The sequence below is a fragment of the Actinomadura madurae genome (genome assembly GCF_900115095.1).
Taxonomy (GTDB): Bacteria; Actinomycetota; Actinomycetes; order Streptosporangiales; family Streptosporangiaceae; genus Spirillospora; species Spirillospora madurae.
The window spans coordinates 151,897-177,248 of sequence record NZ_FOVH01000018.1 but is presented as its reverse complement, the minus strand read 5'-3'; the positions used below and the strand labels follow the sequence as shown (position 1 = coordinate 177,248).

Here is a 25,352-nt window from a genome sequence, read left to right as displayed (position 1 = left end):
TATACGAGGCGTGAGTGCCTGACGAGCGGGCCGCCGCGCCGTCCCGCCCGGGTCCGCCGCGGGCCTCGTCCCGGCCCGGCGTCCGGGCGCCATGGCTCGCGGCGCTCGCGCTGATGCTGGCCGCGCTGAACCTGCGGCCCGCCGTCACCAGCGTCGGCCCGGTCCTGGAGGAGGCCCGCGCCGATCTCGGGATGAGCGCCACCGCCGCCGGGCTGCTCACCGCGATGCCGGCCGTCTGCTTCGCGCTGGTCGGCTTCGCCGCGTCCCGGCTCGCGCGCCGGCACGGGCCGGGCACCGTCGTCCTGTCCGGCATGGGGGCGATCGCGGCCGGGCTCGCCCTGCGCCCGCTCGCCCCGGACGGCGCGGTGTTCGTCGCGCTCAGCGCGGTCGCGCTCGCCGGGATCGCGGTCGCCAACGTGCTGCTGCCCGCCGTGGTCAAGCAGCGCTTCCCGGACCGCGTCGGCGCGGTCACCGGCGGCTACGCGACGGCCCTCAACATCGGCGCCTCGACGGCCGCGGCCACCACCGTCCCGCTTGCCCACCGGTTCGGCGACTGGCGGATCGGGCTCGGCGCGTGGGCGCTGGTGGCGGCCGCCGCCGTCCCGGCATGGACCGCCCTGGCCCGCGACCGCGTCGCGCCCGCGCCCCCGCCGGACGCGGCCCCGGACGCCGGGCGGCCGTCCCTCACCCGCAGCCCGACCGCGTGGGCGCTCGCCGTCTACTTCGGGCTCCAGGCCACCGCCGCGTACGTCGTCATCGGCTGGCTTCCGCAGATCTACCGGGACGCGGGGCTGCCCGCGGAGACGGCCGGGCTGCTGTTCGCCGTCACCTCGGTCCTCGGCATCCCGCTGTCGTTCGCGCTCGCACTGGTGGCCGGGCGGCTGCGCCGGCAGGGCGGGCTCGCCGTCGCGCTCGGCTTGTTCGGGCTGGCCGGCTACGCCGGGCTGGGGGCGGCCCCGACCGCGGCGCCGTGGCTGTGGGCGTGCCTGCTCGGCGTCGCCAACTGCTCGTTCCCGCTGGCGCTCACGATGATCGGGATGCGCGGGCGGGACGGCGCGGCCGTCACGCGGCTGTCCGCCTTCGCGCAGAGCACCGGCTACCTGATCTCGATCCCGGGCCCCGTCCTCGTGGGCGCGCTCTACGAGCACGGCGGCGGCTGGACCGCGCCGCTGGTCCTCATGGCGGTGCTCATGGTGCCGCAGCTGGCGGCGGGCCTCGTCGCGGGCCGCGACCGCCGGACGGGCTGAGCGACGCGCGCGGCGGCATGCGAGGGGCCGGGCACCGCGGTCGGTGCCCGGCCCCAGGTGCCGGTTACTTGAACGCGGGCATCAGGTGCTCGTGGATCAGCCGGAGCTGGCCGTCCACGTCCGGGACGCCGGTGAGGTCGCGGCCGGTGAAGGACTTCACCAGGCCGGGGTCGGTGATCGCGCAGATCATGTGGTTGACGCCGGTCGGCGCGATGTTGCTCTCGATCTTGGCGCGGACCTCGTCGGGGGTGCCCGCCAGCGACAGCTTCTCGGTGATCTCCGGGGTGGTCAGCTCGATGGCCTTGGCCAGGTCGCCGCCGCCGATGGCGTCGATGATCGGGGCCATGTCCGCCGGGTCGACGCCGTTGCGCTGCAGCTGCTCGGCCGGCATCGCCGAGGCGTACAGGCCGACCATGCTGCGGGCCGCCTCCTTGGCCGCGGTGGAGTCGGGGCCGACCGCGAACACCACCCAGGCGCCGATGTCGAGCGACCGCCAGTCCTTGCCGGCCCGCTCGGCGCCGGCCCGGAAGTGCTCGACCGCGTACTCGTACGCGCCGCGCGAGTAGCTGAGCGCGTGGTGGACGCCGTCGGACAGCTCGCCGGCCGCCTCGAACGACTTCGGCCCGCGCATCGCGCCGATCTTGACGGGCAGGTGCTCCTGGACCGGACGGGCGAAGGTGAACAGCCCGTCGTAGGAGTAGAACTCGCCGTCGCGGGTGATGGCGCCCTCGTCCAGCAGGGTCCGGACGACCGCGACGGCCTCCTTGACCCGGGTGAGCGGCTTGGTCTTCGCCCAGTCGATCTTGTACTGGGCGAGCACCCCGAAGTTGCCGCTGCCCAGGACGACCTCGGCGCGGCCACCGGTGAGCTCGTCCAGCGTCGCGGCCGCCTGCGCGATGAGGGAGGGCTCGCGCAGCGTCACCGCCGACACCGACGGCCCGAGGCGAATCTGCGAGGTGTTCGCCGCGGCGGCGGCGAACAGCAGCCACAGGTCCTTGTGCCACGGCTCGTCGGCCGCGTACACCGCGTGGAATCCCAGCTCGTCCGCGAGCTTGATCGAGGCCAGCGACTCCGCGACCGGATAGTCAGGGAGCATGGCGTAGCTGAACTTCACGGAAAACGTCTCCTTGCAGTGCGCTTCTTCACGCACCCATCGGGGGATGGGGACGAGCGTAGGCGCTGCGCCGTGACGAGGTGGTCACTTTCCGCGTATCGGACCAACCCCGGGTTGTCACGGAAAAATCAACTCATTCCGGGATCGGCGATGAGTTTCCGCGGGGCCGCCGGTCAGCCTTGGCATGACGACCACAGATGCCCCCACCGGCCGCGAGCCGGGACACGCGCCGACCGCCCCCGCGCCCCGGAAGGCCCCGGCCGGACGAGCTTCCGGCGCCCACCGCACACCGCCAGTGATCCGCCTGCTGGTGCTCGCGACGTTCGTGGTGATCCTCAACGAGACGATCATGATCAACGCGATCCCGCGGCTGATGGCGGACATGGCCGTCACCGAGCAGGCGGCGCAGTGGCTGTCGACGGCGTTCATGCTGACGATGGCGGCGGTGATCCCGGTCACCGGCTGGTTCCTCCAGCGGGTCAGCACCCGCCGCGCCTACGCCACCGCGATGGGCGTCTTCCTCACCGGGACGGCCCTCGCCATGGTCGCGCCGGTCTTCGAGCTGCTGCTGCTCGCCCGGGTCGTCCAGGCGACCGGGACGGCGGTGATGATGCCGCTGCTGATGACGACGCTGATGACGGTCGTCCCCGAGCGGGACCGCGGCCGGGTGATGGGCAACGTGACGCTGGCGATGTCGGTCGCGCCGGCGATGGGCCCGGCCGTCTCGGGCCTGATCTTGCAGCTCGGCTCCTGGCGCCTGCTGTTCGCGGCGGTGCTGCCGGTAGCGGCCCTGATCACCTGGCGCGGCCTGGCCCGGCTGGAGAACGTCGGCGAGCCGCGGCTCAGCACCATCGACTGGTTCAGCGTCGGCGCCGCGGCGGCCGGGTTCGGCTCCCTCGTCTACGGACTCAGCCGGTTCGGCGAGGGCGGCACGGCCGTCCCCGCGCTCATCGTCCTGACCGGGCTGGCGACGATCGCGGCCTTCGCGGTCCGGCAGCTCCGGCTCCAGCGCCGCGACGTCCCCCTCCTGGACCTGCGCGTCCTCCGGTACCCGGTCTACGCCCTCTCCCTGGCCCTGATGTCGCTCGGGTTCATGGCGATGCTGGGCTCGATGATCCTGCTGCCGATCTACCTGCAGAACCTGCGCGGGCTGTCCCCGCTGGAGACCGGCCTGCTGGTGATGCCCGGCGGGCTGGCCATGGGCCTGCTCGGCCCGGTCGTGGGCCGGCTGTTCGACCGCTTCGGCGCCCGGATGCTGATCATCCCCGGCGCGCTCGGCATCCTGCTCGCCCTGGCCGGGTTCACCCAGATCTCGATGACGATGCCGTACTGGCAGGTGCTCGGCCTGCACACGCTGCTCATGGTGTCGCTGGCCGCGGCGTTCACGCCGGTGTTCACGCTCGGCCTCGGCGCTCTCCCGGAGCACCTGTACCCGCACGGCAGCTCGATGCTCGGCACCCTCCAGCAGGTCTCCGCGGCCCTCGGCACCGCGCTGGTGGTGACCGTGATGGCCGGACGGGCCGACTCCCGGGTCGCCGCCGGCGTCCCCGCGGCCCTCGCCCAGCTGGACGGGATGCGGCTGGCGTTCGTCCTCAGCGGCGCGCTCGCCCTCGTGATGGTCGGGATCGCCTTCCTGCTGCCGAAGCGGCCCGCCGCCCCCGAGACCGCTGCGGCGCTCGACGCGTCCGGAACGGCCGCCCGCGAGCCGGAGAAGGCCGAACTCGTCCTCGAACCGGCCTGCTGATCTCACCCCCCGGCGGACACGCGGCGTGGTCGAGAGGCGGCAAAGCGTGCGCCAGCCGGACACGGCTTTGCAGGAATCCCACAACTGGAGACGCGTAGCGTGCGTAGTTCGCGGCATGGCGCCGGCCGGGCGGTAAGCGGGAGGCTGAACACTGCCGCCGGCCGTCATGTCGCGGCACGGATCGTCTACAGAAGGGCTCGGTGCGGTGTTCAGTCGTGTCGCCATCGTCAACCGCGGTGAGGCCGCCATGCGGCTCATCCACGCCGTGCGGGAAATCGCCGCGGAGACCGGGACCCGGATCGAGACCGTCGCCCTGCACACCGACGTGGACCGGGCGGCGACCTTCGTCCGGGAGGCGGACCTGGCCTACGACCTCGGTCCCGCCTCCGCCCGCCCGTACCTGGACCTGGACGTGCTGGAGCGCGCGCTCGTGGAGACCGGCGCGGACGCCGCCTGGGTCGGCTGGGGCTTCGTCGCGGAGGACCCGGCGTTCGCGGAGCTGTGCGAGCGGGTCGGGGTCGCCTTCGTCGGGCCGAGCGCCGAGGCGATGCGCAAGCTCGGAGACAAGATCGGCGCGAAGCTGATCGCCGAGGAGGTCGGGGTCCCGGTCGCGCCGTGGAGCCGCGGCGCGGTGGAGACCCTGGACGCGGCCCTCGCGGCGGCGGCCGGGATCGGCTACCCGCTGATGCTGAAGGCAACCGCGGGCGGCGGCGGGCGCGGCATCCGCGTCGTCGCGAACGAGGCCGACCTCGCCGACGCCTACGAGCGGACCAGCCAGGAGGCCGCGCGGGCGTTCGGCAGCGGCGTGGTGTTCCTTGAGCGCCTGGTCACCGGCGCCCGGCACGTCGAGGTCCAGGTGATCGCGGACGGCCAGGGGACGGCGTGGGCGCTCGGCGTCCGCGACTGCTCGGTGCAGCGGCGCAACCAGAAGATCATCGAGGAGTCGGCGTCGCCGGTGCTGAGCCCGGAGCGGGCGGCGGAGCTGAAGGCGTCCGCCGAGCGGCTGGCCGTCGCGGTCGGGTACCGCGGCGCGGCGACCGTCGAGTTCCTCTACCACCCCGGCGACGAGCTGCTGGCGTTCCTGGAGGTCAACACCCGCCTCCAGGTCGAGCACCCGATCACCGAGGCCACCACCGGGTTCGACCTTGTCAAGGCGCAGCTGCACGTGGCGTCCGGCGGCCGGCTGGACGGCGGCCCGCCGGCCGAGCGCGGGCACGCCATCGAGGCCCGGCTGAACGCCGAGGACCCCGACCGCGACTTCGCGCCCGCCCCCGGCCGCATCGCCCGGCTCGACCTGCCCGCCGGGCCCGGCATCCGGGTGGACACCGGCGTGAGCGAGGGCGACACCATCCCCGCCGACTTCGACTCGATGATCGCCAAGATCATCGCCTACGGCCGGGACCGCGACGAGGCGCTCGGCCGGCTGCGCCGGGCGATGGCGCGGACCACCGTGATCATCGAGGGCGGCGCGACGAACAAGAGCTTCGTCCTCGACCTGCTCGACCGGCCCGAGGTGGTCGACGCGAGCGCCGACACGGGCTGGATCGACCGCGTCCGCGCGGAGGACGGGCTCGTCCAGAACCGGCACTCCGCGGTCGCGCTGGCCGCCGCCGCCATCGAGGCCTACGAGGACGAGGAGCGCGCCGAGCGGCAGCGCCTGCTGTCGACCGCGTTCGGCGGGCGCCCGCAGGTGCGGCACCGCAGCGGCCGCCCGCTGGACCTGAAGCTGCGGGGCGCCCTCTACCGGGCCCGCGTCGCGCGGGTAGGCGCGGACCGCTTCCGCGTGGGCATCGAGGCGGGCGGCGACGTCCGCACCGCCGACGTCGAGCTCGACCGCTTCGACCGGCACACCGGGCAGATCGTCGTCAACGGCGCCCGGTACCGGCTGCTCACCGGCACCCACGGGCCGGTCCACCTGGTCGAGGTGGACGGCGTGACGCACCGGGTCAGCCGCGACGAGGGCGGCGTCGTCCGGTCGCCCGCGCCCGCCCTGGTCGTCGCCACTCCGCTGGCGGCCGGCGACGAGGTCGAGGCGGGCGCGCCGGTGCTGGTGCTGGAGAGCATGAAGATGGAGACGGTGCTGCGGGCGCCGTTCCGGGCGCGGCTGAAGGAGTGCGCCGTGTCCGTGGGCAGCCAGGTCGAGACGGGCGCGCCGCTGCTGCGCCTGGAGCCGCTCGCCGACGACGAGGACGAGGACGCCGCGTCCGCCGCGTCCGCCGAGCTGGACCTGCCCGCCGCCCCCGGGGAGGTCCCGGCGCGCGACCGCGTCGCCCGCGGCCGGGAGGGCCTGCGCGGCCTGCTGCTGGGCTTCGACGTCGACCCCCACGACGAGGGCCGGGTGCTGGAGGACTACCTCGCCGCCCGCCGGGCCGCCGCCGCGGACGGGCACCGGCCGCTGGCCGAGGAGATCGGGCTCCTCGACGTCTTCGCCGACCTCGCCGAGCTGAGCCGCAACCGCCCGGCGGGCGAGGACGGCGACTCCGGCGGGCACGTGCACAGCGCCCGCGAGTACTTCCACACCTACCTGCAGAGCCTCGACGTGGAGCGGGCCGGACTGCCGAAGGGCTTCCAGGCCAAGCTCGCCAAGGCGCTCGGGCACTACGGCGTCACCGACCTGGAGCGCTCCCCCGAGCTGGAGGCGGCGGTCTTCCGGATCTTCCTGGCGCAGCAGCGTGCGTCCACCGACGCCGCGGTCGTCGCGGCGCTGCTGCGCACGTGGCTGCGGGAGCCGCCGCCGGAGGAGGCCCTCCGCGAGCCGGCCGGGCTCGCGCTGGAGCGGCTCATCGCCGCGGCGCAGGGGCACTTCCCGGTGGTCTACGACCTCGCGGCCGGGGTGGTGTTCGCCTGGTACGCCCAGCCGATGCTGCGCCGCAACCGCGCCCGCGTCTACGCCGGCGTCCGGGCGCACCTGCGCCACCTGGACCGCCACCCGGACGACCCGGACCGCGCCGAGCGCATCGCCGAGATGGTGCGCAGCACCGAGCCGCTGGTGCGGCTGCTCGGCCAGCGGCTCTTCCGCGGCAACCAGGACAACGCGGTCATGCTGGAGGTGCTGACCCGGCGGTACTACGGCAACAAGGGGCTGACGGGCGTCCGCACCGCCGAGGCCGGGGGCTGCACGTTCGTCGTCGCCGAGCGCGCGGGCTCGTGCCTGGTGTCGGCCGCGGTGAGCTTCGAGCGGCTGGGCGGCGCGCTGACCGGCCTCGCCGAGCCGGCGGCCGGCAAGGACGCCATCGACGCCGACATCTACCTCTCCTGGGAGAAGCAGCCGCAGGACTTCGCCGCGATGGCGGAGGCGCTGCACCAGGTCATCGACGCGCACCCGCTGCCGGAGCAGGTCCGCAGGCTCACCGCGACCGTCGCGGGCAGCAGCGGCGCGGTGATGCACCACCACTTCACGTTCCGCCCGTCCCCCACCGGGATGACGGAGGACCGCCTGATCCGCGGCCTGCACCCGCACATCGCGCAGCGGATGCAGATGGAGCGGCTGAGCAGGTTCGACCTGACCCGGCTGCCGTCCTCGGACGAGGAGGTCTACCTCTTCCAGTGCGTGGCGCGGGAGAACCCGTCCGACGACCGGCTCGTCGCGTTCGCGCAGGTGCGCGACCTGAAGGAGCTGCGCGACCACGAGGGCCGGCTGCTCGCGCTGCCGACGGCCGAGTACACCGTCGCCACCTGCCTCGACTCCATCCGCCGCGCGCAGGCCCGGCGGCCGTCCAAGAAGCGGTTCTCCACCAACCGGATCGTGATCTACGTCTGGCCGCCGAGCGACCTCACCCGCGCGGAGCTGGAGATGCTCGCCGAGCGCATGCTGCCGACGACCGCCGGGGCCGGGCTGGAGGAGATCCTGTTCATCGCGCGGCGGCGCGACCGGGAGACCGGCGCGCTGACCAAGGTCGCCGTGCGGATCACGTTCGACGCCACCGGCGGCACCGAACTGACCATCGGCGAGCCGTCGGACGACCCCGTCGAGCCGCTCGACGGCTACCGGCAGAAGGTGCTGCGCGCGAGCAGCCGCAACACCGTCTACCCGTACGAGCTGACCGGGATCCTCGGCGACTTCGTCGAGCACGACCTCGCCGAGGACGGGGCGGACGTGCTGGTGCCGGTCGACCGGCCCAAGGGGCGCAACACCGCGGCGATGGTCGCGGGCGTCGTCACCACGCCGACCCCGCGCCATCCGCAGGGCATCACCCGGGTCGTGCTGCTCGGCGATCCGACGAAGTCGCTCGGCGCGCTGTCGGAGCCGGAGTGCCGCCGCGTGATCGCCGCGCTGGACCTGGCCGAGCGGATGCGGGTGCCGCTGGAGTGGTACGCGCTGTCCGCCGGCGCCCGGATCTCCATGGAGTCGGGCACCGAGAACATGGACTGGGTGGCCGCGGCGCTCAAGCGGATCGTCGAGTTCACCCAGGACGGCGGCGAGATCAACATCGTGGTCGCGGGCATCAACGTCGGCGCCCAGCCGTACTGGAACGCCGAGGCGACGATGCTCATGCACACCAAGGGCATCCTCGTGATGACGCCGGACTCGGCGATGGTGCTCACCGGCAAGCAGGCGCTCGACTTCTCCGGCGGCGTCTCGGCCGAGGACAACTTCGGCATCGGCGGCTACGACCGGGTGATGGGCCCGAACGGGCAGGCGCAGTACTGGGCGCCGAACCTCGCCGCCGCCCGGGACGTGCTGATGGCGCACTACGACCACACCTACGTCGCGCCCGGCGAGGACGCGCCGCGCCGCGCGGCGACGACCGACCCGGTCGACCGCGACATCTCCGGTTTCCCGCACGCCGTGGAGGGCAGCGACTTCACCACCGTCGGCGAGATCTTCTCCGCCGAGGCCAACCCGGACCGCAAGAAGCCGTTCGACATCCGGACCGTCATGCGGGCCCTGTCCGACCAGGACCACCCGGTGCTGGAGCGCTGGGCGGGCATGGTCGACGCGGAGACCGCGGCGGTGCAGGACGCGCACCTCGGCGGGATCCCGGTGTGCCTGCTCGGCATCGAGTCGCGGGCCGTGCCCCGGCGCGGCTTCCCGCCCACCGACGGCCCGGACGCCTACACCGCGGGCACGCTGTTCCCGCAGTCGTCGAAGAAGGCCGCGCGGGCGATCAACGCGGCGAGCGGGAACCGGCCGCTGGTGGTGCTGGCGAACCTGTCGGGGTTCGACGGCTCGCCGGAGTCGATGCGCAAGCTCCAGCTGGAGTACGGCGCCGAGATCGGCCGCGCGATCGTCAACTTCCGCGGGCCCATCGTGTTCTGCGTGATCTCGCGCTACCACGGCGGCGCGTTCGTGGTGTTCTCCAAGGCGCTGAACCCGAACATGACCGTCCTCGCGCTGGAGGGCTCGTTCGCCTCGGTGCTCGGCGGCGCCCCCGCCGCCGCGGCGGTGTTCGCGGGCGAGGTCGACGCCCGCACCGCGGCCGACCCGCGCGTCCGGGGCCTGGAGGCCCGCGTCGCGCCGGCCTCCGGCGCCGACCGCGCCGCGCTGACGGCGGAGCTGGACGAGCTCCGGGCGTCGGTGCGCACGGAGAAGCTCGGCGAGGTCGCCGCGGAGTTCGACCGGGTGCACGACATCCGGCGCGCGGTCGAGGTCGGGTCCGTGGACGCCGTCATCGGCGCCGCGGAGATGCGGCCGCGGATCATCGAGGCCATCGAGGCCCGCCTGCGCTGACCCGGCGGGGCGGTGCGGGGGCGCGGTGCGCGTTCCGGGGGTCCGGAACGCGCACCGCGCCGCCTTACGTTGGGGCTCCTCCGGCCGGGTGTGCGGCCGTCGACATGGGGAGTTGGCCATGCCACTGCGTTCCCGCCTGCTGGTCGCCGGGGTCGGCGCCGTGCTGCTGTCGTCCGGCTGCGGGGGCGGCGGCGAGCCCGCGTCCACCGCGGGAGCGAACGGCCGGCCGCTCTCCGCGGGGGGTGAGGGGCCGGCCGAGGAGGCGCCCGAGCCCGTGCAGGGGCGGATGGGGCAGACCGTCCGCGGTAAGGAGCTGGCCTACACCGTCCGCGAGCAGGAGTGCGGCGTGCGGAAGATCCGCGTCGGCGTCGCGCTCGGCTACACGGCCGACGGCCAGTACTGCATCTACACCCTGGACGTCGAGGTGCTGAGCAAGGTGCCGCTGGAATTCCAGCCGCACGCCCAGCGCGCCTACACCACTGACGGCAGCCAGTACAACGGCAAGCGCCTCAGCGGGCGCGAGGTGGAGCCCCCGGAGGACGACCTCAGCCCCGGCCAGCGCACCACGGGGCAGCTGGTGTTCGAGCTTCCCGCCGACCGGCGGATCGTGCGGCTCGAGCTGAGGCCCGGGAACCCGATGCTCGCCGCCGACCGCGCCCGCGGGCCGGAGGCCGTGATCACCGTCGGCTGACCGCGCGGCCGACCCGCGCTCCGGCCTACGATCATTGCCGACGACCACCCCGAGGGGCGGGCTGGTGATCATGGCCGACACGGGCACGGCGCTCGACGACGACCGGCTGGAGCGGCTGCTGCCGCGCGCCATGGCCCGGTTCCGCCACCGGATGTTCCTGGGCCTGCGGCTGCCGACGCGGCTCGGGGTGGCGGCGACCGCCGTGTCGCTCGGGCACGACCACGCCTGGGCGTTCGTCCTCGCCGCCGTCGCCTGCGCCGCGCTCGACCTGCGCCTGGCCGCCCTCCTGGCGCGCCGCGGCGGTGCGTCCACCCCGGTCCGGCTGGTCATGGACCTCCTCGACGTCGTCCTGTGGACGCTCGCGCTCGGCGGCATCGGCGACCTGACCGTCCTCGTGGCCGGGCCGCTGATCCTGGAGACGGCGCAGCGGCACGGCGCCCGCGCGCTGCCCCTGCCCGTTCTGGCCGGCGCGTCCGCCATGGCGGCGACCTGGTTCGCCGCCGGGCGGATCGACCCGCTGCCCTTCCTCTGGCCCGCCGCGGCGTGGACCGGCGGCACGCTCACCCGGGCGTACCTGCGCCGCCGCTGGCTCGCCGAGGCGGCCGTCATGCGCGACCACCTGGAAGCCGCGGTCGGCCGGGCCGAGCTGTCCGGCCAGAACAGCGTGGCGATGGGCGCCGACTCGGTCGTCGACCTGCTGGTGCGCACCGCTCCCCTGGTCACCACGTTCGAGCGCGACCCCGAACCGCTCCCCTTCGGAGCCTGGAAGGCCAGGCTCGCGGAGGCCAGCGGGCGCCAGGCGACCTACCTCGGCGTGGCGCTGCTGCGGTGGCAGAGCCTCTACAACAGCCGCAGCCCCGACCTGTCGGCGGACGCCGACCTGCGGCCCGGCCCCGGCGCGGGCACGCTGCTGCTCTCGTCCGCCCAGACGAGCCATCTGGAAGCCCGCCTGGACGCGCTGCGCCCGCGCGGCACGGTCGAGGTGACCGTGCCCCGGCCCGGCCCGGCCGGCGCGGAGCAGGCGGTGGACGTGGGCGGCCACCGCGTCGTCGTCCCCGCGGACGCCCGGCCCCGGATCCGGCCGGTGCACGCGGGCCCGTTCGCGTTCGTCGCCGCCGCCGTGCTGACGCTCACCCAGTCGCTGCCCCAGTGGGACGGCGTCCCGCTCTGGGGCACCGGACCGGTCGCCCTGCTCGCCCTGGCGGCGGCCTGGTGCGCGCACCGCTGGACGAGCCGTCCCGCGGCCGAGGTCGCCGGGCGGGTGATGGCGATCGCCGTCCTGCTGGCCGCGGCGGAGTCGGTGCTGACGTCGGCGCTGATGGATCCCGCGAGCAACCGGCTCCCGTGCTTCTTCTTCCTGCAATGGGCCGTCCCGCTCGCGGTCGTGCACTTCCGCGACCTGACCGGGCGCGGGCACGCCCTGGTGGTGGCGGGCTTCGCCGCGGCGGTGCTGGCGGGGGCGGTGGCGATGCCGGTGCCGTTCCCCTTCGCCGGCGCGCTGCTCGCGGTGCCGTGGTGGATCGCCCCCGCCCTCGCCGTCCACGGGCTGCGGGACGTCCTGGCCGAGGACTCCGCTCACCTGCAAGAGTCGCTGGACCGGTTCCAGGAGCAGGCCGTGCGCGAAGGGTTCCGGCGCGGCCGGCGGCTCGTCGTCGAACTCACCGAGGGCGCCGCCGAGCAGCTGCGCGCCCGCTGCGGCGCGCTCGGGCCGGCGCTGCCGCCGGAGATCGCGGCGGAGGTCGGGCGCCGCCTCGACGAGGCCCGCGCGATGCTGTCCGCCCTCCCGGCGGACTGACCCGGCCCGTTGCCCGGCCGCGGCCCGTCGGTCATGATTGAGTCGATCACCCTCCGTGCAGCCGACCTCGGGAGCCGCCGTGCCGGCCGAGCGTCCGGGCCGCGTCCCGGTCCGGGTCGTCGTGGTCGACGACGACGAGATCAACCGGTACGGGATGGCCTGCGTGCTGGACGCGGACCCGCGGATCGAGCTGGTCGCGGCCATCGGCCACGACGACGCGCTGGCCGGCGCGCACGTATGGGAGCGCGCGGACGTGGCCGTCGTGGACGCCGCCGACCATCGCCGCGACGGCGACCAGTTCCCCGGCGTGGCCGTCGTGGAGCACGCGCGGCGGACCGTCCCCGCCGGCCGGCTGACCGTCATCGTGGTGACCGGCCACTTCTTCGACGACGCCGTCCGCCGCCGGATGCGGGAGGCGCGGGCCGACTTCTTCTACCACCGCTCCGACATGGCCGACGCCGAGGCGCTGCGCGCGGCGGTGCTGCGCCCCGACCTGGCGCGGCGGCGGGTGCCCCCGCCCCGGGACCCCGAGGCCCAGTTCCGCCACGGCGTCACCGACGCCACGAAGGTCAACCGCGCCATCGACCACGCGGTCCGGCAGGTGCTGGAGGAGCGGATCGCGGAGCGGGCGGAGCCCCGGAGCCGGCGCTGGATCAGGCTGCGCGACGAGTTCAACCGGGTCGCGCGGCTCACCCCCGTCACCAGCGACGGCCGCCGTCCCGACCGCGCGCAGGACCTTCCCTCGCTGCCGCAGATCTCCCGGTTCCTCACCTGGGCGACGAAGATCAAGCAGGGGCGGCCCGCCGGCCCGTTCCCGGACGACTGACCGCGTCGAGGCCGCGACGTGCCGCGCGGCCTCGACGGGGCGGGGAGCTGGGGTCAGCCGAAGTTCACGTCGCTGCAGATGTAGTACACCTGGTCCATGTGGGACGCCTGCCAGACCGTGTACACCACGTGGCGCCCGGTGCGCCCGGACGCGTTGACGTTCTCGATCACGTAGTTGTTGCTCGGCGCGTACCGGCCGGTCTCGCGGACCAGTTCCAGGTCGCCCCAGCGCAGCGGCTGGGTCAGCGCGTCGTACCCCTGGCGGGTGATGTAGACGCGGATGTAGTCGGCGCCATGGCTCGCCTGGTCGTAGAGGTTGATCGTGAAGGTGGTGCCGAGGTCGGTGGTCGTCCACGGGCCGACGGCGTCCATCGAGCGGTAGCGCCCGCTCTCCGCGTGGCCGCCGCTGCACAGCTGCCCGTCGGGCACCGCGGCTTGATGGTTGCCGCCGACGTTGTTGCGGTAGAGCCCGTTCCAGTTCCACATGGCGTTGGGGTTGTCCTGCCACGCCTGCCAGCACATCGGGTCTTCCTGCTGCATCGCGGGGTTCTGGAAGTCGTCGCCCCAGCGCTCCCAGCAGCCGTAGTTGCGGGACGCGGGGTCGATGACGGATCCGTGGGCCGAGGCCGTGTCGACCCACAGGGCCGGCAGCAGCGTCGCGGCGCAGAGGACCGTCAGGACGCGGCGGCGTAGTCGGGTGTGAGGCATGGCGCCTTCTCCGTTCCGGTGGCGGGGGGTAGGCCGGATTGGGAGCGCTCCCAAGCGGATCGTAACGCGCCGCGCGGCACGCGTCATTCGGGGCGTGAAAGCTTTCACGGACGGGCCGGGGAGCCGACCGGGCAGTGCCGGCTCCCCGGAGCGCGCGCTACGCCGGGACGGTCCACTTCTGGTTGGCGCCGCCGGTGCAGGTCCAGATCTGCAGCCGGGTCGCGTCGGCGGAGCTGTTGCCGGTCACGTCCAGGCACTTGCCGGAGTAGGCGTTCACCAGGTCGCGGCCGGGAGTGAACGTCCATTGCTGGGACGAGCCGCCGTGGCAGTCCCACAGGTGCGTCTGGGCGCCGTCCGCGGTGCTGGGACCGGCCACGTCCAGGCACTTGCCGAGCGCCTTCAGGGTTCCGTCGGCACCCCGGCTCCACCGCTGGGCGACGGTGCCGTTGCACGTGTGGAGCTGGACGGCCGTGCCGTTCGCCGTGGCGGCGCCGGCGACGTCCATGCACTTGCCGGCGAGGCCGGTGACCTGGCCCGCGCTACCGCCGCCGGACTGCGTCCCCGACCAGGTGAACGTCGCCGTCGTGCGGGCGGGGAGGTCGTAGGTGAAGGACTGGCCGCCCCACACCACCCGCACCGACCGGGCACTTCCGCCGCCGTTGTGCGCGAGCAGGGCCTTGGACCCGTCCGGGTTGACGTAGGCGACGTTCTGCACGGTCGAGTCGGCGGTGGACAAGATCCGGTACGCGCCCGGCTTCACGAACTTGGTGAGGTGTCCCATCGTGTAGTACTCGATGGTGTTGTCCACCTGGCCCGCGCGGCCGCCGCCTTCCTGGACGGTGACCAGCCCGGTGCACGTCCCGCACCCGCCGTTGTGCGGGCCCATGTTCTGGTTGAGCGCCAGGCTCCACTTCACCTCGGCACTGGACCAGTTGCGGGCGTGCTCGATGATGTCGCCCATGTCCTCGTTGTGCTGGTCGCCCACCCACGTTCCACCGGAGTGCTCGGTGTTGAACTGCGTCATCGACGGGTACTGGTCGTGCGCCTGGGCCCCCACGGACGGGCTCCCCGCGTAGTCGTGCCACCCGATCCCGGCCGACAGCGGGTCGTTGCGCAGCGCGTCGTCGGCCACGATCTGGGACCCGAAGCTCGCGTAGTCGCCGTAGTTCCAGTCGAAGTGGATCACCTTCGTACCGATCCCCGCCGCCCGGAAGGCCGGGTACACATGGTTCTTGGTGAACTCCACCAGCCCGGACGGGTTCCAGGACATGCCCGGATAGTTCATCGCGGTCGGGTTGCCCGCCTGGCAGCAGTTCGGCTCGTTCTGGACCGAGACGTAGTCCACCGGCACGCCGGCAGCCTGGTACGACTGGACGTACTTCGCCAGGTACTGGGCGTACGTGGGGTAGTACTCCCACTTCAGCCAGCCCATCTGGTCCATCCGGCCGTTGTCCTTCATCCAGCCGGGCGCACTCCACGGCACGCCCATGACCCGCAGCCGCGGATTGAGTTGCTTCGCCTGCTGCGTCAGCAGCCGGACGTTCGTGTCGTAGCCGTTCGCGCCGAAGTCGTTCAGGTCGCAGCAGGTGTCGTCCAGCGAGACCATCCCCGGACGCGACAGGTCGGACGCGCCGATCGGGTTGCGCACGAACGACAGCCCGATGCCGTCGACCGGGTCGAACAGCCGGCGCATGACCGCGTCCCGGGTGGCGGCGCTGATCGCCCCGCCCCGGAACAGGTGCGCCGTGGTGTCGGTGATCGACGCGCCGCCGCCTTCGAACCGCTGGTAGCGCACACCTTCGTCGACCGCGATCGTGTGGTCCGCGCCGGGGCTGGTCGCGGCGAAGTTGACCGGTGCCTGCCGCTCCAGGCCGCGCGTCACGTTCCGCCCGCCGGAGTCGGACGTCGTCGTCAGATGGATGGTCACGGTCTCGCCGGCGGCCAGGGCCGGCGGCGCGATGGGCACGCCGCCGAGCGCGGCGGCCATGGTCAGGACCACGGCACCGGCCACCGAGACGAGCCGGCGGCGGTGGGGAGCGTGGCGGAGCGCAGGTGGGGGGCTGCCTGCAGTGGGCATCGATGGTCTCCCTCACTGGGACGGACGCGGCGCACACGGCACCGGCCTTCGGTCCGCTGCCGGACGCTGCCCGGACACCCCGACGGCTAACAGGAAGGAAACCTTGCAATGAGACCCGTGTCAATGAGTCCCGGCCACTTTCTCCAAGCCTTAGTACAAGCTGCTAACAGCCTCTCGCAACTACGTGCGGAGTTGGCGGCGGAGGATTTTGCCGGTGACGCTCTTGGGGAGGTCGTGCTTGATCTCTACTTGGGCCGGGGTCTTGTAGGCGGCCAGGCGGTCGCGGCAGAAGGTGCGCAGGTCGTCCGGCGTGGCGGCGGTGCCGGGGCGGAGGCTGACGAAGGCGTGCACGGTCTCGCCGCGGTAGGGGTCGGGGGCGCCGACCACCGCCGCCTCGCGGACCGACGGGTGCTCGTACAGGACGTCCTCGACCTCGCGGGGCCAGATCTTGAAGCCGGAGGCGACGATCATGTCCTTTTTGCGGTCGACGAGGTAGATCCAGCCCGCCTCGTCCATGAAGCCGGCGTCCCCGGTGAGCAGGGTGCCGGCCGGGAAGGAGGCGCGGGTCTGCTCGGGGTTGCGCCAGTAGCCGGCGGCGACCTGCGGACCGGTGATCGCCAGCTCGCCGATCTCGCCGGGCGGGAGCGGCCCGCCCTTCTCGTCGCGGATCTCGACGTGCGCGCTCGGGAAGGGCACGCCGATCGCGAGGGCGCCGGACGTCTCGTCCACCGGGGCGGTCGCGCCGAGCGGGACGGCGACCGCGGCCGACGTCGTCTCGGTCAGCCCGTAGGCGTTGTGGATGTAGACGCTGAAGGCGTCGGCGAAGGCCCGGACCGTCGCGGCCGGGACGGGCGCGCCGCCGCTCAGCACCTTCGTCAGGGATGCGAGGCCGCGGTCGCGGGTGGCCGGGTCGTTGAGGAACGCGATGAACGCGGTGATGGAGCCGATGGTGAACGTGGGACGGTGCCGCTCCACCAGGGCGGACGTCGTGGCGGCGTCGAACCGGTAGGTCAGCACGAGCGGCAGCCCGCCGCCGAGGCCGAGCGCGAGGTGCATGGCCAGCCCGGTGATGTGGAACAGCGGGGCAATGGTGAGGATCGCGTCGCCGTCGCCGAGGCCGATCCAGGTGCGGCACGCGGCGACCTGGTAGGCGAGGTTGCGGTGGATGTTGACCGCGCCCTTGGCGGGGCCGGTCGTCCCGGACGTGTAGCTGAGCAGCGCCGGGTCGTCCGGCCCCGGGGCGACGGCGGCCCGCGGTGCGCCTCCGGCTTCCAGCAGGGGCAGGATATCGTCGGCGGCCTCGTCCGGCCAGGGACCGGTCGCGTCGCCGGCCAGCGCGCCTCCGGCCGAGTAGAGGACGTGCTCGGGCCCGGACGCGAGCGCCTCGATGGCGGCGCGGGCGTCCGGGTGGGCGATGAGGACGCGGGCGCCGGAGTCCGCGAGCAGGTGGGCCAGCTCCCGTTCCTTGTACATCGGGTTGACCGGGACGACCGTCGCGCCGAGCTTCCAGGCGGCGAGCACCGCGAGCACGCAGACGGGGGTGTTCTGCAGCGAGACCGCGACCCGGTCGCCGGAGCCGACGCCGCGCTTCTGCAGGCCGGCCGCCAGCGCGTCGCTGAGGCGGTCGGTCCCGGCGCGGTCGAGGGTCGCTCCGAAGTAGTGGAGCTGGGGGGCGTCCGGGCGTTCCGCGGCGCGGCGCCGGAACAGCTCGACCACACTGCCGCCCTCGACCTCGATCTCACCGGGCACGCCCTCGCCGTAGAGGCTGCGCCAGCGCGTCACGACGCGGCCCCCTTCGACGCCGGCTCGCGGCCCGGCTCCTCGTCGATGCCCAGGTGGCGGGCGATGGTCGCCGGGTCCTTCTCCAGCTCGGCGGGGGTTCCCTCGGCGACGATGGCGCCGCGCTGGATGAGGCAGGCGTGGTCGGCCATCGGGAAGGCCAGGGCGGCGTTCTGCTCGACGAGCAGCATCGTCATCCCGGCGGACCGGATCTGCGAGATCGCCGAGAAGACCGTCTCGACCAGCGCGGGCGACAGGCCCATGGACGGCTCGTCGAGCAGCAGCAGCGACGGCGCGGTCATCAGCGCGCGGCCGATGGCCAGCATCTGCTGCTCGCCGCCCGACATCAGCGCCGCCGTCTGCCCGCGCCGCTCGGCCAGCCTCGGGAACAGGTCGTACACGTCGTCGGCCAGGGCCGTGCGGCGCCGGCCGCGGGCGTAGGCCGACAGGGCGAGGTTCTCCTGGACGGTCAGGCAGCCGACGACCATCCGCCCCTCGGGGACGAGCGCGAGTCCGCGGCGCGCGACCTTGTGCGCGGGCATCCCGGTGATGTCCTCCCCGTCGAAGACGACCCGCCCGCCGGACGGGCGCAGCAGCCCGCCGATCGCCCGCATCGTGCTCGACTTGCCCGCGCCGTTCGCGCCGAGCAGCGCGGTGGCCCGCCCCTTGCCGAGGGCGATGTCGAGCTTCGCCACGGCGCGCACCGACCCGTACGTCACCTCAAGTGACTCGACCGTAAGCATGGTGGGTCCCTTCACTTGATATCTACAGCGTGGATGTTCCGTCCTTGAGGGCGGGCAGGAAGCGCACAACGATGCGGCACGGTGGTCTCCTGGTTTTGTCGGTGGCAGTCGTTACGGTCGGTTGCATGTCCCGATACCGAATGTGTCCGACCCCTGCTCAGGAGGTGGGGTTGCTGTGGCATTGCGGGCACGCCCGGTTCGTATGGAATCTGGCTGTTGAGCAGAATTCGTGGTGGACACCGCGGCGCGGTCCGGCGCCTTCGTTCGCGGCGCAGTGCCGTCAGCTCACCGAGGCCCGCGCCGAGTGTGAATGGCTGCGCGCTGGTTCGCAGACGGTTCAGCAGCAAGCCCTCAAGGACTTCGCCCAGGCCATGGCGAACTTCTTCGCTCACACGCACCAGCGGCCGACATGGCGCAAGGCCGGAGTGCACGAGGGGTTTCGGATCGTCGGAAAACGCGGGCTGCACTGGGATGTGCGGCGCCTGTCCCGCCGGATCGGTGAAGTGCGGGTGCCGAAAGTGGGGTGGGTGCGATTTCGCTGGTCGCGGCCCGTCCCCGACGGGGTGAAATCGTTCCGGGTCAAGCGCGACCGTGCCGGACGCTGGCATGTGGCGTTCGCCGCGATCCCCGGCCCGGTACCGGCACCGGGCAACGGTAACGCGGTCGGGGTGGACCGAGGTGTGACGGTGTCGGCGGCACTGTCCACCGGCGAACTCCTGCACGCTCCGGCCCTGACCGACCGGGAGGCCGAACGGCTGCGGCGACTCCAGCGCAAGCTGGCCCGCGCGAAGCGCGGCTCCGGCCGCCGCGCCCGCCTCAAAGCCGCCATCGCCCGCATCAAGGCGCGCGAGGCCGACCGGCGCCGCGACTGGGTCGAGAAGACCACCACTCGCCTCGCCGCAGGGTTCGATGTGATCGCCGTCGAAGACCTCAACGTTGCCGCTATGACCCGGTCCGCACGCGGCACCATCGATGCCCCCGGCACCGGTGTCCGTGCCAAGGCCGGGCTGAACCGGGCCATCCTCGCCAACGGCTGGGGTGTGCTGGTCCAGCGGCTGCAGCACAAGGCACCTGGCCGCGTCATCAAGATCAACCCGCGTTACACGTCGCAGACCTGCCATGCCTGCGGGCACCGCGCACCGGAGAACCGCGAGAGCCAAGCGGTGTTCAGATGCGTGGCCTGTGGGCACCGGGCCAACTCCGACGTCAACGCCGCACGCAACATCAAAGACACCGCCATCCGAGACACCGCCATCAAGGACACCGCCGTGGGACGCACGGTGGCAGCGCGGGGAGCCCTCCAGCCACCGGGCGGGGCCACGAACCGTGAACCTCAACCTGACCTCCTGCCTGTGTAGGAACGGGTTAGAATCCCCCGATTTCAGGCGGGGGAGGACGTCAATTGCCGAAATACGCTCTGCGGACGTCCGGGCGGCGCAGGCAGCGGACGGGCTCGTCGCAGGCGATGACCTCGCCCGAGGCCAGCACCGCGACCTGGTCGCAGACCGTCTCGATCATGCGCATGTTGTGCTCCACGACGACGACCGTCGTGCCGTCCCCGCGGAGCCCGGACACCAGCTCGCCGATGCCCGTCCAGTCGGCCGCGTTCATGCCGGCGGTCGGCTCGTCCAGCAGCAGCAGCCGCGGCCGGGACACCAGCGCGCGGGCGATCTCCAGCCGCCGCTGGTCGCCGTACGGCAGGGTCTCGGCCAGCCGGTCGGCGGTGCCGCGCAGGCCGACCGAGCCGAGGCACGCGAGCGCCCGCTCCCGGACGTCGCGCAGCTCGGCGCGGGCCCCGGGCGTCCCGGCGAGGCCGCGGACGCTGCCGACGCGCCGGTTCCGGTAGGCGCCCGCCATGACCTGCTCGACGACGGTGAGCCCGCGCAGGAGCCGGATGTTCTGGAACGTGCGGGCGATGCCGAGCCGGGCGAGCGCGGTGGCGTTCAGGTGGTGGCACGGCTCGCCGAACAGCCTGATCGAGCCGCCGTCCGCGGGCAGCAGCCCGCTGATGATGTTGAGCAGGGTCGTCTTTCCGGCGCCGTTCGGCCCGGCGATCCCGAAGATGGTGCCGCTCGGCACGGTGAGCGCGACGGAGCCGAGCACGCTCAGCCCGCCGAACCGCTTGGCCAGCCCGTCCACGACGAGCGCGTCGCTACGTTCGGTCATGCCCTCTCCCTGTGGGGGGCGACCCCCCACACCCCCCGGCAAAAGCCGCGTCATGCCCTCACTCCGCTCGCTGCGCTCGCTGCGTTCGGTCATGAGCGCGCCTCCGCAACCTCGCGCGGAGCCTCGGGTGCGGGCGTGGTGGCGCGGCGGCGCTCGCGCAGCCGCCGCCAGCGCAGCGGGTCGATCAGGCCGCCGGGCACCCAGATCATGATGACCAGCAGCAGGATCCCGTTGATGATCGACTGGCCCTGCCCGATGAACTGGTTGACGTACACCGGCAGCCCGGTGAACACCACCGCGCCGATGACGGACCCGAACCAGTGGTAGGCGCCGCCGAGGACGACGCACGCGATGACGGTCACCGCGAGGTCGATGTAGAAGGTGTCGGGGTCGATGTAGCGCAGCAGGCCGGCCTGCAGGACGCCGCCGAGCCCGCCGAGGACGCCGCTGATCACGAACGCCGCCACCTGGATCCGGCGCACCGGGACTCCCATGGTCTTGGCGGCCGTCGGGTCCTCGCGGGTGGCGACCGCGGCGGTGCCGAACCGGGACCGGGCGAGCCGGGCGAGGAACAGGCACGCCAGCCCGAGGACGAGCACGCACTGCCACAGGTGCACCTCGACCGGCACGACCTCGCCCATCGACCCTCCGGTGAGATCCCCGGCGTTCACCACGATCACTCGGGTCACCAGGATCAGCGCGACGGTCGCCAGGGCCAGCCAGTGGTCGGCCAGCCGGATCAGCAGCAGGCCCGCGACCGCGGCGAGCACGCCGCCTCCGAGCCCCCCGGCGGCGAGCGCCGGCCACAGCCCGAGGCCCTCCGAGGCCATCAGGTGCGTCGCGGTGAAGGCGCCCACCGCGGCGAAGCTCACCGTGGCGAAGCTGAGCAGCCCCGCCCACAGCGTCACGTACGTGCTCAGCGCGAGCAGCGCGCCGACGAGCGCGAACCCGGTCGCGCTGGTCAGCAGCGTGAGTTGTTGCCCCATGGCTAGGCCCTTCCGAGTTCGACGGTGCGGAACAGGCCGCGCGGGCGGGCGACCAGGACGACCAGCAGGAGGCCGAACGTGATCGCGTCCTGGAAGGAGTTGGAGATGTACTGCGCCGACATCACCTGGACGACGCCGATGAGGAGCCCGCCGAGGGCGGCGCCGCGCACGTCGCCCATGCCGCCGATGACGACCGCGGCGAAGCCCTGGAGCAGCAGCCCGTCGCCGAGGGCGAACGTGAACGTCTGGTTGTCGGCGTACAGCACCCCGGCGAGCCCGGTCGCCGCGCCGGCCAGCGCCGCCGCGGTGAGGATCGCGACCCGGGGGTCCACGCCGCCGAGCATCGCGGCGCCGCGGTCGTGCCCGACCGCGCGGATCGCCGAGCCGAGCCGGGTGCGGTGCAGGATCAGGTGGATCGCCGCGGTCACCGCGACCGCGCACACGATGGCGATGAGCTGGGACGTGAGCACCCGGACGCCGCCGACCTGCAGCAGGCCGTCCGGCACCGTGCCGGGCGGGAAGCCGAGCGGCGCGGCACCGGTGGCGAGGCTGGCGGCCTCCCGCAGCGAGATCCACAGCGCCACGCTGGTGATGATGGTGCCGAGGAGCTGCTCCCCGCCGCGCGAGCGCAGCGGCTGGAAGGCCACCTGGTCGACGGCGACCGCCGCGAGCGCGCCGGCCGCCGTCCCCGCCAGGCAGGCCACCGCGAACGGCAGCCCGAGGTTCGCGACCGCCCAGTAGGCGGTGAGCGCGCCCCACGTGGCGTACACGCCCTGCGCGAGGTTCAGGATCCGCATCGTGGAGAACACCACGCCGAACCCGACCGCGAACAGCGCGTACACGGCGCCGAGCGCGATCCCGTTGACGAGCTGCTGGACGAACAGCATCGGTCAGATCACCTGTCCCGTCACGCCGATCCGGTGCCGGACGGCTTCCACTCGGCCAGCCGCCCGTCCTTGGTCCACGTGATGTGGACGATGCTGTTCGGGGCGCGCAGCTGGCCGTCCTGGAACTGGACCGAGCCGTAGATGGTGCCGTCGATCTGCTTGATGCCGGACAGGGCCTTGGTCACGCTCTCCCGGGTGACCTCCTTGCCGGCGTTCTTCACGGCGGTCGCCATCGTGTAGCCGGCCATGTAGCCCTGGGCGGCGTAGGAGTCGGGGTCGGTGCCGTACTTCGCCTTGTAGCTCTGCGCGAACTTCTGGCCCGCCGGGGACGCCTTCCCCGCGTAGAAGTACACCGGGAAGGGGACGTCCGCGAGGGTCGCGCCCGCGGCCTTGAACGCGCCGGGGCTGCCGATCGTCTCGGCCGTGACGATGAGGCCCTTGTAGCCGCGGCTCTTCAGCGCCTTGATGAGCGAGATGGACGACTGCTGGAGCGCCGCGATGACGATCGCCTCGGGGTTCTTGGCCATGAGCTGCCCGGCCGCGCCGCTGAAGTCGGTCTGCGCGGCGAGGGTGTTGACCGTCCCGAGGTCCTTGACGGGCGTCCCGGCGAAGCCCTGCTGGAAGCTCTTGAGCTGGGAGACCCAGCCGGAGTTGTCCTGCGTCACCGCGTAGGCGACCGACGCGGGCTTGGCCTCCTGCGCCACCTTCTGCGCGAGGGCGCGGTTGGCGTCCTGCGGCATGGTGGTGGTGCGGACGACGTAGGGCGGGTCCTGGAGTCCCTCGTCGGTGGCGCCGTAGATGTCCAGCGGCAGCTTGGACGCCGAGGTGATGGGCTTCACCGCCCCGGCGACCGGCGACAGGATGCAGCAGATGGCGCCGACGACGTCCTGGTCGGCGGTGAGCTGCTTGGCCTGGTCGACGGCCTGCGCGGGCTTCTCGGCGCCCTCCTTCTTCACCAGCTTGATCTTTCGTCCCTGGCCGAGGTAGCCCTCCTGGTTGAGCTGCTCGACGGCCAGCTCGGTGCCGTTGGCGAAGGTCTGGCCGGCGAAGGCGACGGGGCCGGTCAGCGCGGTGATGAAGCCGATCTTGACTTCGCCGTCGTTCTGCGCGGCGCCGTTGCACGCCGCCGCGGCCAGGACGGCGGCCATGGCCGCGGCCGTCGTGGCCGGCCGGCCGCTGCGGGCGATTCGTCGTGCCATTGCGTCTCCTCAGAGAAGGAATCCGATCCGGGGACGGATCCGATTGGGTGGGCCGTCAGGAGGGGGCGCCGAGGAAGTCCCGGTAACGCCGCACGGTCTCGGCCACGGCGGCGGGATCCTGGTCTGGGTACCAGCAGGTCGCGGGCATCTCGGCGAGGGTGACGCCGCCCGGCGCCGCGGCGCGCAGGGCCGGGAGGTTGTCGGCCAACATGTCGTCCGGTCCCGCGCAGATCAGTGCCGGGACCGTGAGCTTGGGCAGCCGCTCCCGCGTGGGGTAGCGGAACGCGGCGGCGTAGCCGAGGTGGTAGGTCGGTCCGCTCTGCAGCAGCCCGACCGTCCAGTCGTGCAGTTCGCGGGCGCGCGGGACGCGCAGCGGGCGGTCGGCGGCGGTGCGGTCCCGGTACCACGGCCAGAACAGGAACATGTCGCGCCGCATCCCCCAGGCCCGGGCCAGGTGGGACCCGAACCGGTCCGCGCGCAGCGGCGGCAGGTAGTGCTCCAGGATGTCGGCGGTGAAGTCCGGCGGCAGCAGCGGCGGCGCCTCCAGGACGGCGCGGCGCACCAGGCCGGGGCGGCGCAGGCACAGTTCGAGCGCGATCAGCGCCCCGGTGTGGGTGCCCCAGAGGTGGACGGGTCCGGCGGCGCGGCGGTCGGCGACCTCGGCGATCACGTCCGCGAACCGGTCGATGCCGGGTTCGTCCCGCCAGGGCTTGTCGGACTCCCCGTTGCCCGGGTAGTCGGGCGCGAGGACGTGGAAGTCCGCGGCCAGCCCGCGCATCAGCGGTTCGAGCAGCCCGGCGGAGCCCGGCGCCGAGTGCAGCGCCACCAGGGGCGGCGCGTCCGGGTCTCCGGCGGCCCGGACGTGGACCTGCCCCACGCTGGTCTCCACGAACTCGCGCCGGATCCGGGTGCCCCGCCCGGCGAGCGCCGTCCCGACCGGCCCGTTCTCGATCGATGACTCACCGGCGAGCGGCAGCATCCGGCGTCCGGGCGCGGGAGGGGCGGCGGCCGGCGCGCGCCCGTGGGCGCGGGAGAGCCTGTCCAGCCACCGCCGCACCGGCGTCGGGCCGTGGCCGTCGGCGTTGACGGCGTGCGTCACCGGCAGCGTCCCGGCGAAGGGGTCCTCGGACGCGCGGCACCAGGTCTGCCACAGCGCGGCGAAGTGCTCCGGGTGCTCGGCGAACGCGACGACCGTCCGGTCCAGGGCGGACGGGCCGGGCAGCTCGGCCCGTCCGGGCACCGCGGACCGCGGCGCGCCGGGCGGGAAGAGGTGCGCGTCCCGGACCAGCTGCCACAGCGCGGCCAGGTGGGTGCCGTCCGGACGCGGCGCGACGTCGGGCGGCGGCAGCTCCCGGGCGGCGGCCAGGTGGCCGCGGTCGACCTGCACGAGCTCCCGGCAGCCCTCCGCCCGTCCGGCGACGGCGGCGGCCAGGTCGCAGCTCATGTCCAGGCCGACCACGGTGTGGACGCCGAGGGCCCCCGCGACCTCGGCGAGCGCGTCCGCGGCCGGGCCGGGGCCGGCCGCCGCGGCGGGCGCCGACCCGCCGACGCCGGGGAGGTCGGCGACCGCGACGGGGCGCTCGGGGGCGCCGAGCACGATCTCCTCGGCGAGCGGCCGTCCCGACCAGCGGATCCCCGGGAGCACCAGGACCCCCGGGCGATCGGCGGTGAGCCACACCCGGATCTGCCCGTGGCCCGTGTCGACGTGGCTGCCCCTCAT

17 protein-coding genes are annotated in these 25,352 nt (G+C 73.6%); 7 read left to right on the top strand and 10 right to left on the bottom strand.

The window, feature by feature from the left end:
* The first annotated feature begins 14 nt into the window (after window positions 1–14).
* Window positions 15–1,247: a CynX/NimT family MFS transporter gene (locus BM339_RS37950; RefSeq protein ID WP_075024012.1), complete on the top strand. Its 1,233-nt coding sequence runs from the start codon at window positions 15–17 to the stop codon at window positions 1,245–1,247.
* Window positions 1,248–1,311: 64 nt separating this feature from the next.
* Here the strand turns inward: BM339_RS37950 and BM339_RS37945 are convergent, their stop codons facing one another.
* On the bottom strand, window positions 1,312–2,361 hold the full coding sequence (locus tag BM339_RS37945) for an LLM class flavin-dependent oxidoreductase (protein ID WP_021598608.1): 1,050 nt from the start codon (window positions 2,359–2,361) through the stop codon (window positions 1,312–1,314).
* Window positions 2,362–2,545: 184 nt separating this feature from the next.
* Between BM339_RS37945 and BM339_RS37940 the strand changes: the two genes are divergently transcribed.
* From BM339_RS37940 to BM339_RS37920, 5 genes are all read left to right on the top strand, one after another.
* Window positions 2,546–4,105 (top strand): MDR family MFS transporter, encoded by a 1,560-nt coding sequence (locus BM339_RS37940; protein WP_081842452.1) that lies wholly within the window; start codon window positions 2,546–2,548, stop codon window positions 4,103–4,105.
* A gap of 205 nt (window positions 4,106–4,310) precedes the next feature.
* Window positions 4,311–9,776, top strand: a complete 5,466-nt coding sequence (locus BM339_RS37935; RefSeq protein ID WP_075024011.1) for an ATP-binding protein — start codon at window positions 4,311–4,313, stop codon at window positions 9,774–9,776.
* Window positions 9,777–9,894: 118 nt separating this feature from the next.
* Window positions 9,895–10,467 carry a DUF4352 domain-containing protein gene (locus BM339_RS37930; RefSeq protein ID WP_075024010.1) on the top strand — a complete coding sequence of 191 codons (573 nt, stop codon included), beginning with the start codon at window positions 9,895–9,897 and terminating at the stop codon, window positions 10,465–10,467.
* Window positions 10,468–10,531: 64 nt separating this feature from the next.
* Entirely contained in the window at window positions 10,532–12,262 is a 1,731-nt protein-coding gene (locus tag BM339_RS37925) for a hypothetical protein (RefSeq protein WP_021598420.1), read from the top strand.
* A 79-nt stretch (window positions 12,263–12,341) separates the two neighbouring features.
* Window positions 12,342–13,088 (top strand): hypothetical protein, encoded by a 747-nt coding sequence (locus tag BM339_RS37920; RefSeq protein WP_111830593.1) that lies wholly within the window; start codon window positions 12,342–12,344, stop codon window positions 13,086–13,088.
* Window positions 13,089–13,141: 53 nt separating this feature from the next.
* On the opposite strand, the gene BM339_RS37915 is transcribed toward BM339_RS37920, so the two are convergent.
* The 4 genes from BM339_RS37915 to BM339_RS37900 all read right to left on the bottom strand — a co-directional run bounded on the left by BM339_RS37915 (window position 13,142) and on the right by BM339_RS37900 (window position 18,394).
* Entirely contained in the window at window positions 13,142–13,795 is a 654-nt protein-coding gene (locus BM339_RS37915) for a lytic polysaccharide monooxygenase auxiliary activity family 9 protein (protein ID WP_021598418.1), read from the bottom strand.
* 157 nt (window positions 13,796–13,952) lie between these two features.
* Window positions 13,953–15,872: a ricin-type beta-trefoil lectin domain protein gene (locus BM339_RS37910; RefSeq protein ID WP_075024009.1), complete on the bottom strand. Its 1,920-nt coding sequence runs from the start codon at window positions 15,870–15,872 to the stop codon at window positions 13,953–13,955.
* Window positions 15,873–16,052: 180 nt separating this feature from the next.
* Window positions 16,053–17,654 (bottom strand): AMP-binding protein, encoded by a 1,602-nt coding sequence (locus BM339_RS37905; protein ID WP_075024008.1) that lies wholly within the window; start codon window positions 17,652–17,654, stop codon window positions 16,053–16,055.
* Complete coding sequence (locus BM339_RS37900; RefSeq protein WP_033330958.1) at window positions 17,651–18,394, bottom strand: ABC transporter ATP-binding protein; 744 nt, start codon at window positions 18,392–18,394, stop codon at window positions 17,651–17,653. Before BM339_RS37900 ends, BM339_RS37905 begins: the two co-directional genes overlap by 4 nt.
* A 125-nt stretch (window positions 18,395–18,519) precedes the next feature.
* Here BM339_RS37900 and BM339_RS37895 point away from each other — a divergent pair, with 125 nt between their 5' ends.
* The gene (locus BM339_RS37895) at window positions 18,520–19,752 is read left to right on the top strand and encodes an RNA-guided endonuclease InsQ/TnpB family protein (RefSeq protein ID WP_075024007.1); all 1,233 of its coding nucleotides are present in this window, start codon (window positions 18,520–18,522) and stop codon (window positions 19,750–19,752) included.
* 40 nt (window positions 19,753–19,792) lie between these two features.
* On the opposite strand, the gene BM339_RS37890 is transcribed toward BM339_RS37895, so the two are convergent.
* From BM339_RS37890 to BM339_RS37870, 5 genes are all read right to left on the bottom strand, one after another.
* Complete coding sequence (locus BM339_RS37890) at window positions 19,793–20,560, bottom strand: ABC transporter ATP-binding protein (RefSeq protein ID WP_075024006.1); 768 nt, start codon at window positions 20,558–20,560, stop codon at window positions 19,793–19,795.
* Between the two features lie 89 nt (window positions 20,561–20,649).
* Complete coding sequence (locus BM339_RS37885) at window positions 20,650–21,546, bottom strand: branched-chain amino acid ABC transporter permease (RefSeq protein ID WP_021599864.1); 897 nt, start codon at window positions 21,544–21,546, stop codon at window positions 20,650–20,652.
* 2 nt (window positions 21,547–21,548) lie between these two features.
* On the bottom strand, window positions 21,549–22,433 hold the full coding sequence (locus BM339_RS37880; RefSeq protein ID WP_021599865.1) for a branched-chain amino acid ABC transporter permease: 885 nt from the start codon (window positions 22,431–22,433) through the stop codon (window positions 21,549–21,551).
* Between the two features lie 20 nt (window positions 22,434–22,453).
* Complete coding sequence (locus tag BM339_RS37875; RefSeq protein WP_075024005.1) at window positions 22,454–23,632, bottom strand: ABC transporter substrate-binding protein; 1,179 nt, start codon at window positions 23,630–23,632, stop codon at window positions 22,454–22,456.
* Window positions 23,633–23,687: 55 nt separating this feature from the next.
* Window positions 23,688–25,352, bottom strand: a complete 1,665-nt coding sequence (locus tag BM339_RS37870; RefSeq protein ID WP_075024004.1) for an alpha/beta fold hydrolase — start codon at window positions 25,350–25,352, stop codon at window positions 23,688–23,690.

Bases quoted from the DNA above. Each gene is read 5' to 3' on its own strand.
- BM339_RS37900 (WP_033330958.1), bottom strand. From the start codon at position 18,394: ATGCTTACGGTCGAGTCACTTGAGGTGACGTACGGGTCGGTGCGCGCC.
- BM339_RS37895 (WP_075024007.1), top strand. From the start codon at position 18,520: ATGTCCCGATACCGAATGTGTCCGACCCCTGCTCAGGAGGTGGGGTTG.
- BM339_RS37910 (WP_075024009.1), bottom strand. From the start codon at position 15,872: ATGCCCACTGCAGGCAGCCCCCCACCTGCGCTCCGCCACGCTCCCCAC.
- BM339_RS37940 (WP_081842452.1), top strand. From the start codon at position 2,546: ATGACGACCACAGATGCCCCCACCGGCCGCGAGCCGGGACACGCGCCG.
- BM339_RS37885 (WP_021599864.1), bottom strand. From the start codon at position 21,546: ATGGGGCAACAACTCACGCTGCTGACCAGCGCGACCGGGTTCGCGCTC.
- BM339_RS37915 (WP_021598418.1), bottom strand. From the start codon at position 13,795: ATGCCTCACACCCGACTACGCCGCCGCGTCCTGACGGTCCTCTGCGCC.
- BM339_RS37880 (WP_021599865.1), bottom strand. From the start codon at position 22,433: ATGCTGTTCGTCCAGCAGCTCGTCAACGGGATCGCGCTCGGCGCCGTG.
- BM339_RS37875 (WP_075024005.1), bottom strand. From the start codon at position 23,632: ATGGCACGACGAATCGCCCGCAGCGGCCGGCCGGCCACGACGGCCGCG.
- BM339_RS37930 (WP_075024010.1), top strand. From the start codon at position 9,895: ATGCCACTGCGTTCCCGCCTGCTGGTCGCCGGGGTCGGCGCCGTGCTG.
- BM339_RS37890 (WP_075024006.1), bottom strand. From the start codon at position 20,560: ATGACCGAACGTAGCGACGCGCTCGTCGTGGACGGGCTGGCCAAGCGG.
- BM339_RS37870 (WP_075024004.1), bottom strand. From the start codon at position 25,352: ATGAGGGGCAGCCACGTCGACACGGGCCACGGGCAGATCCGGGTGTGG.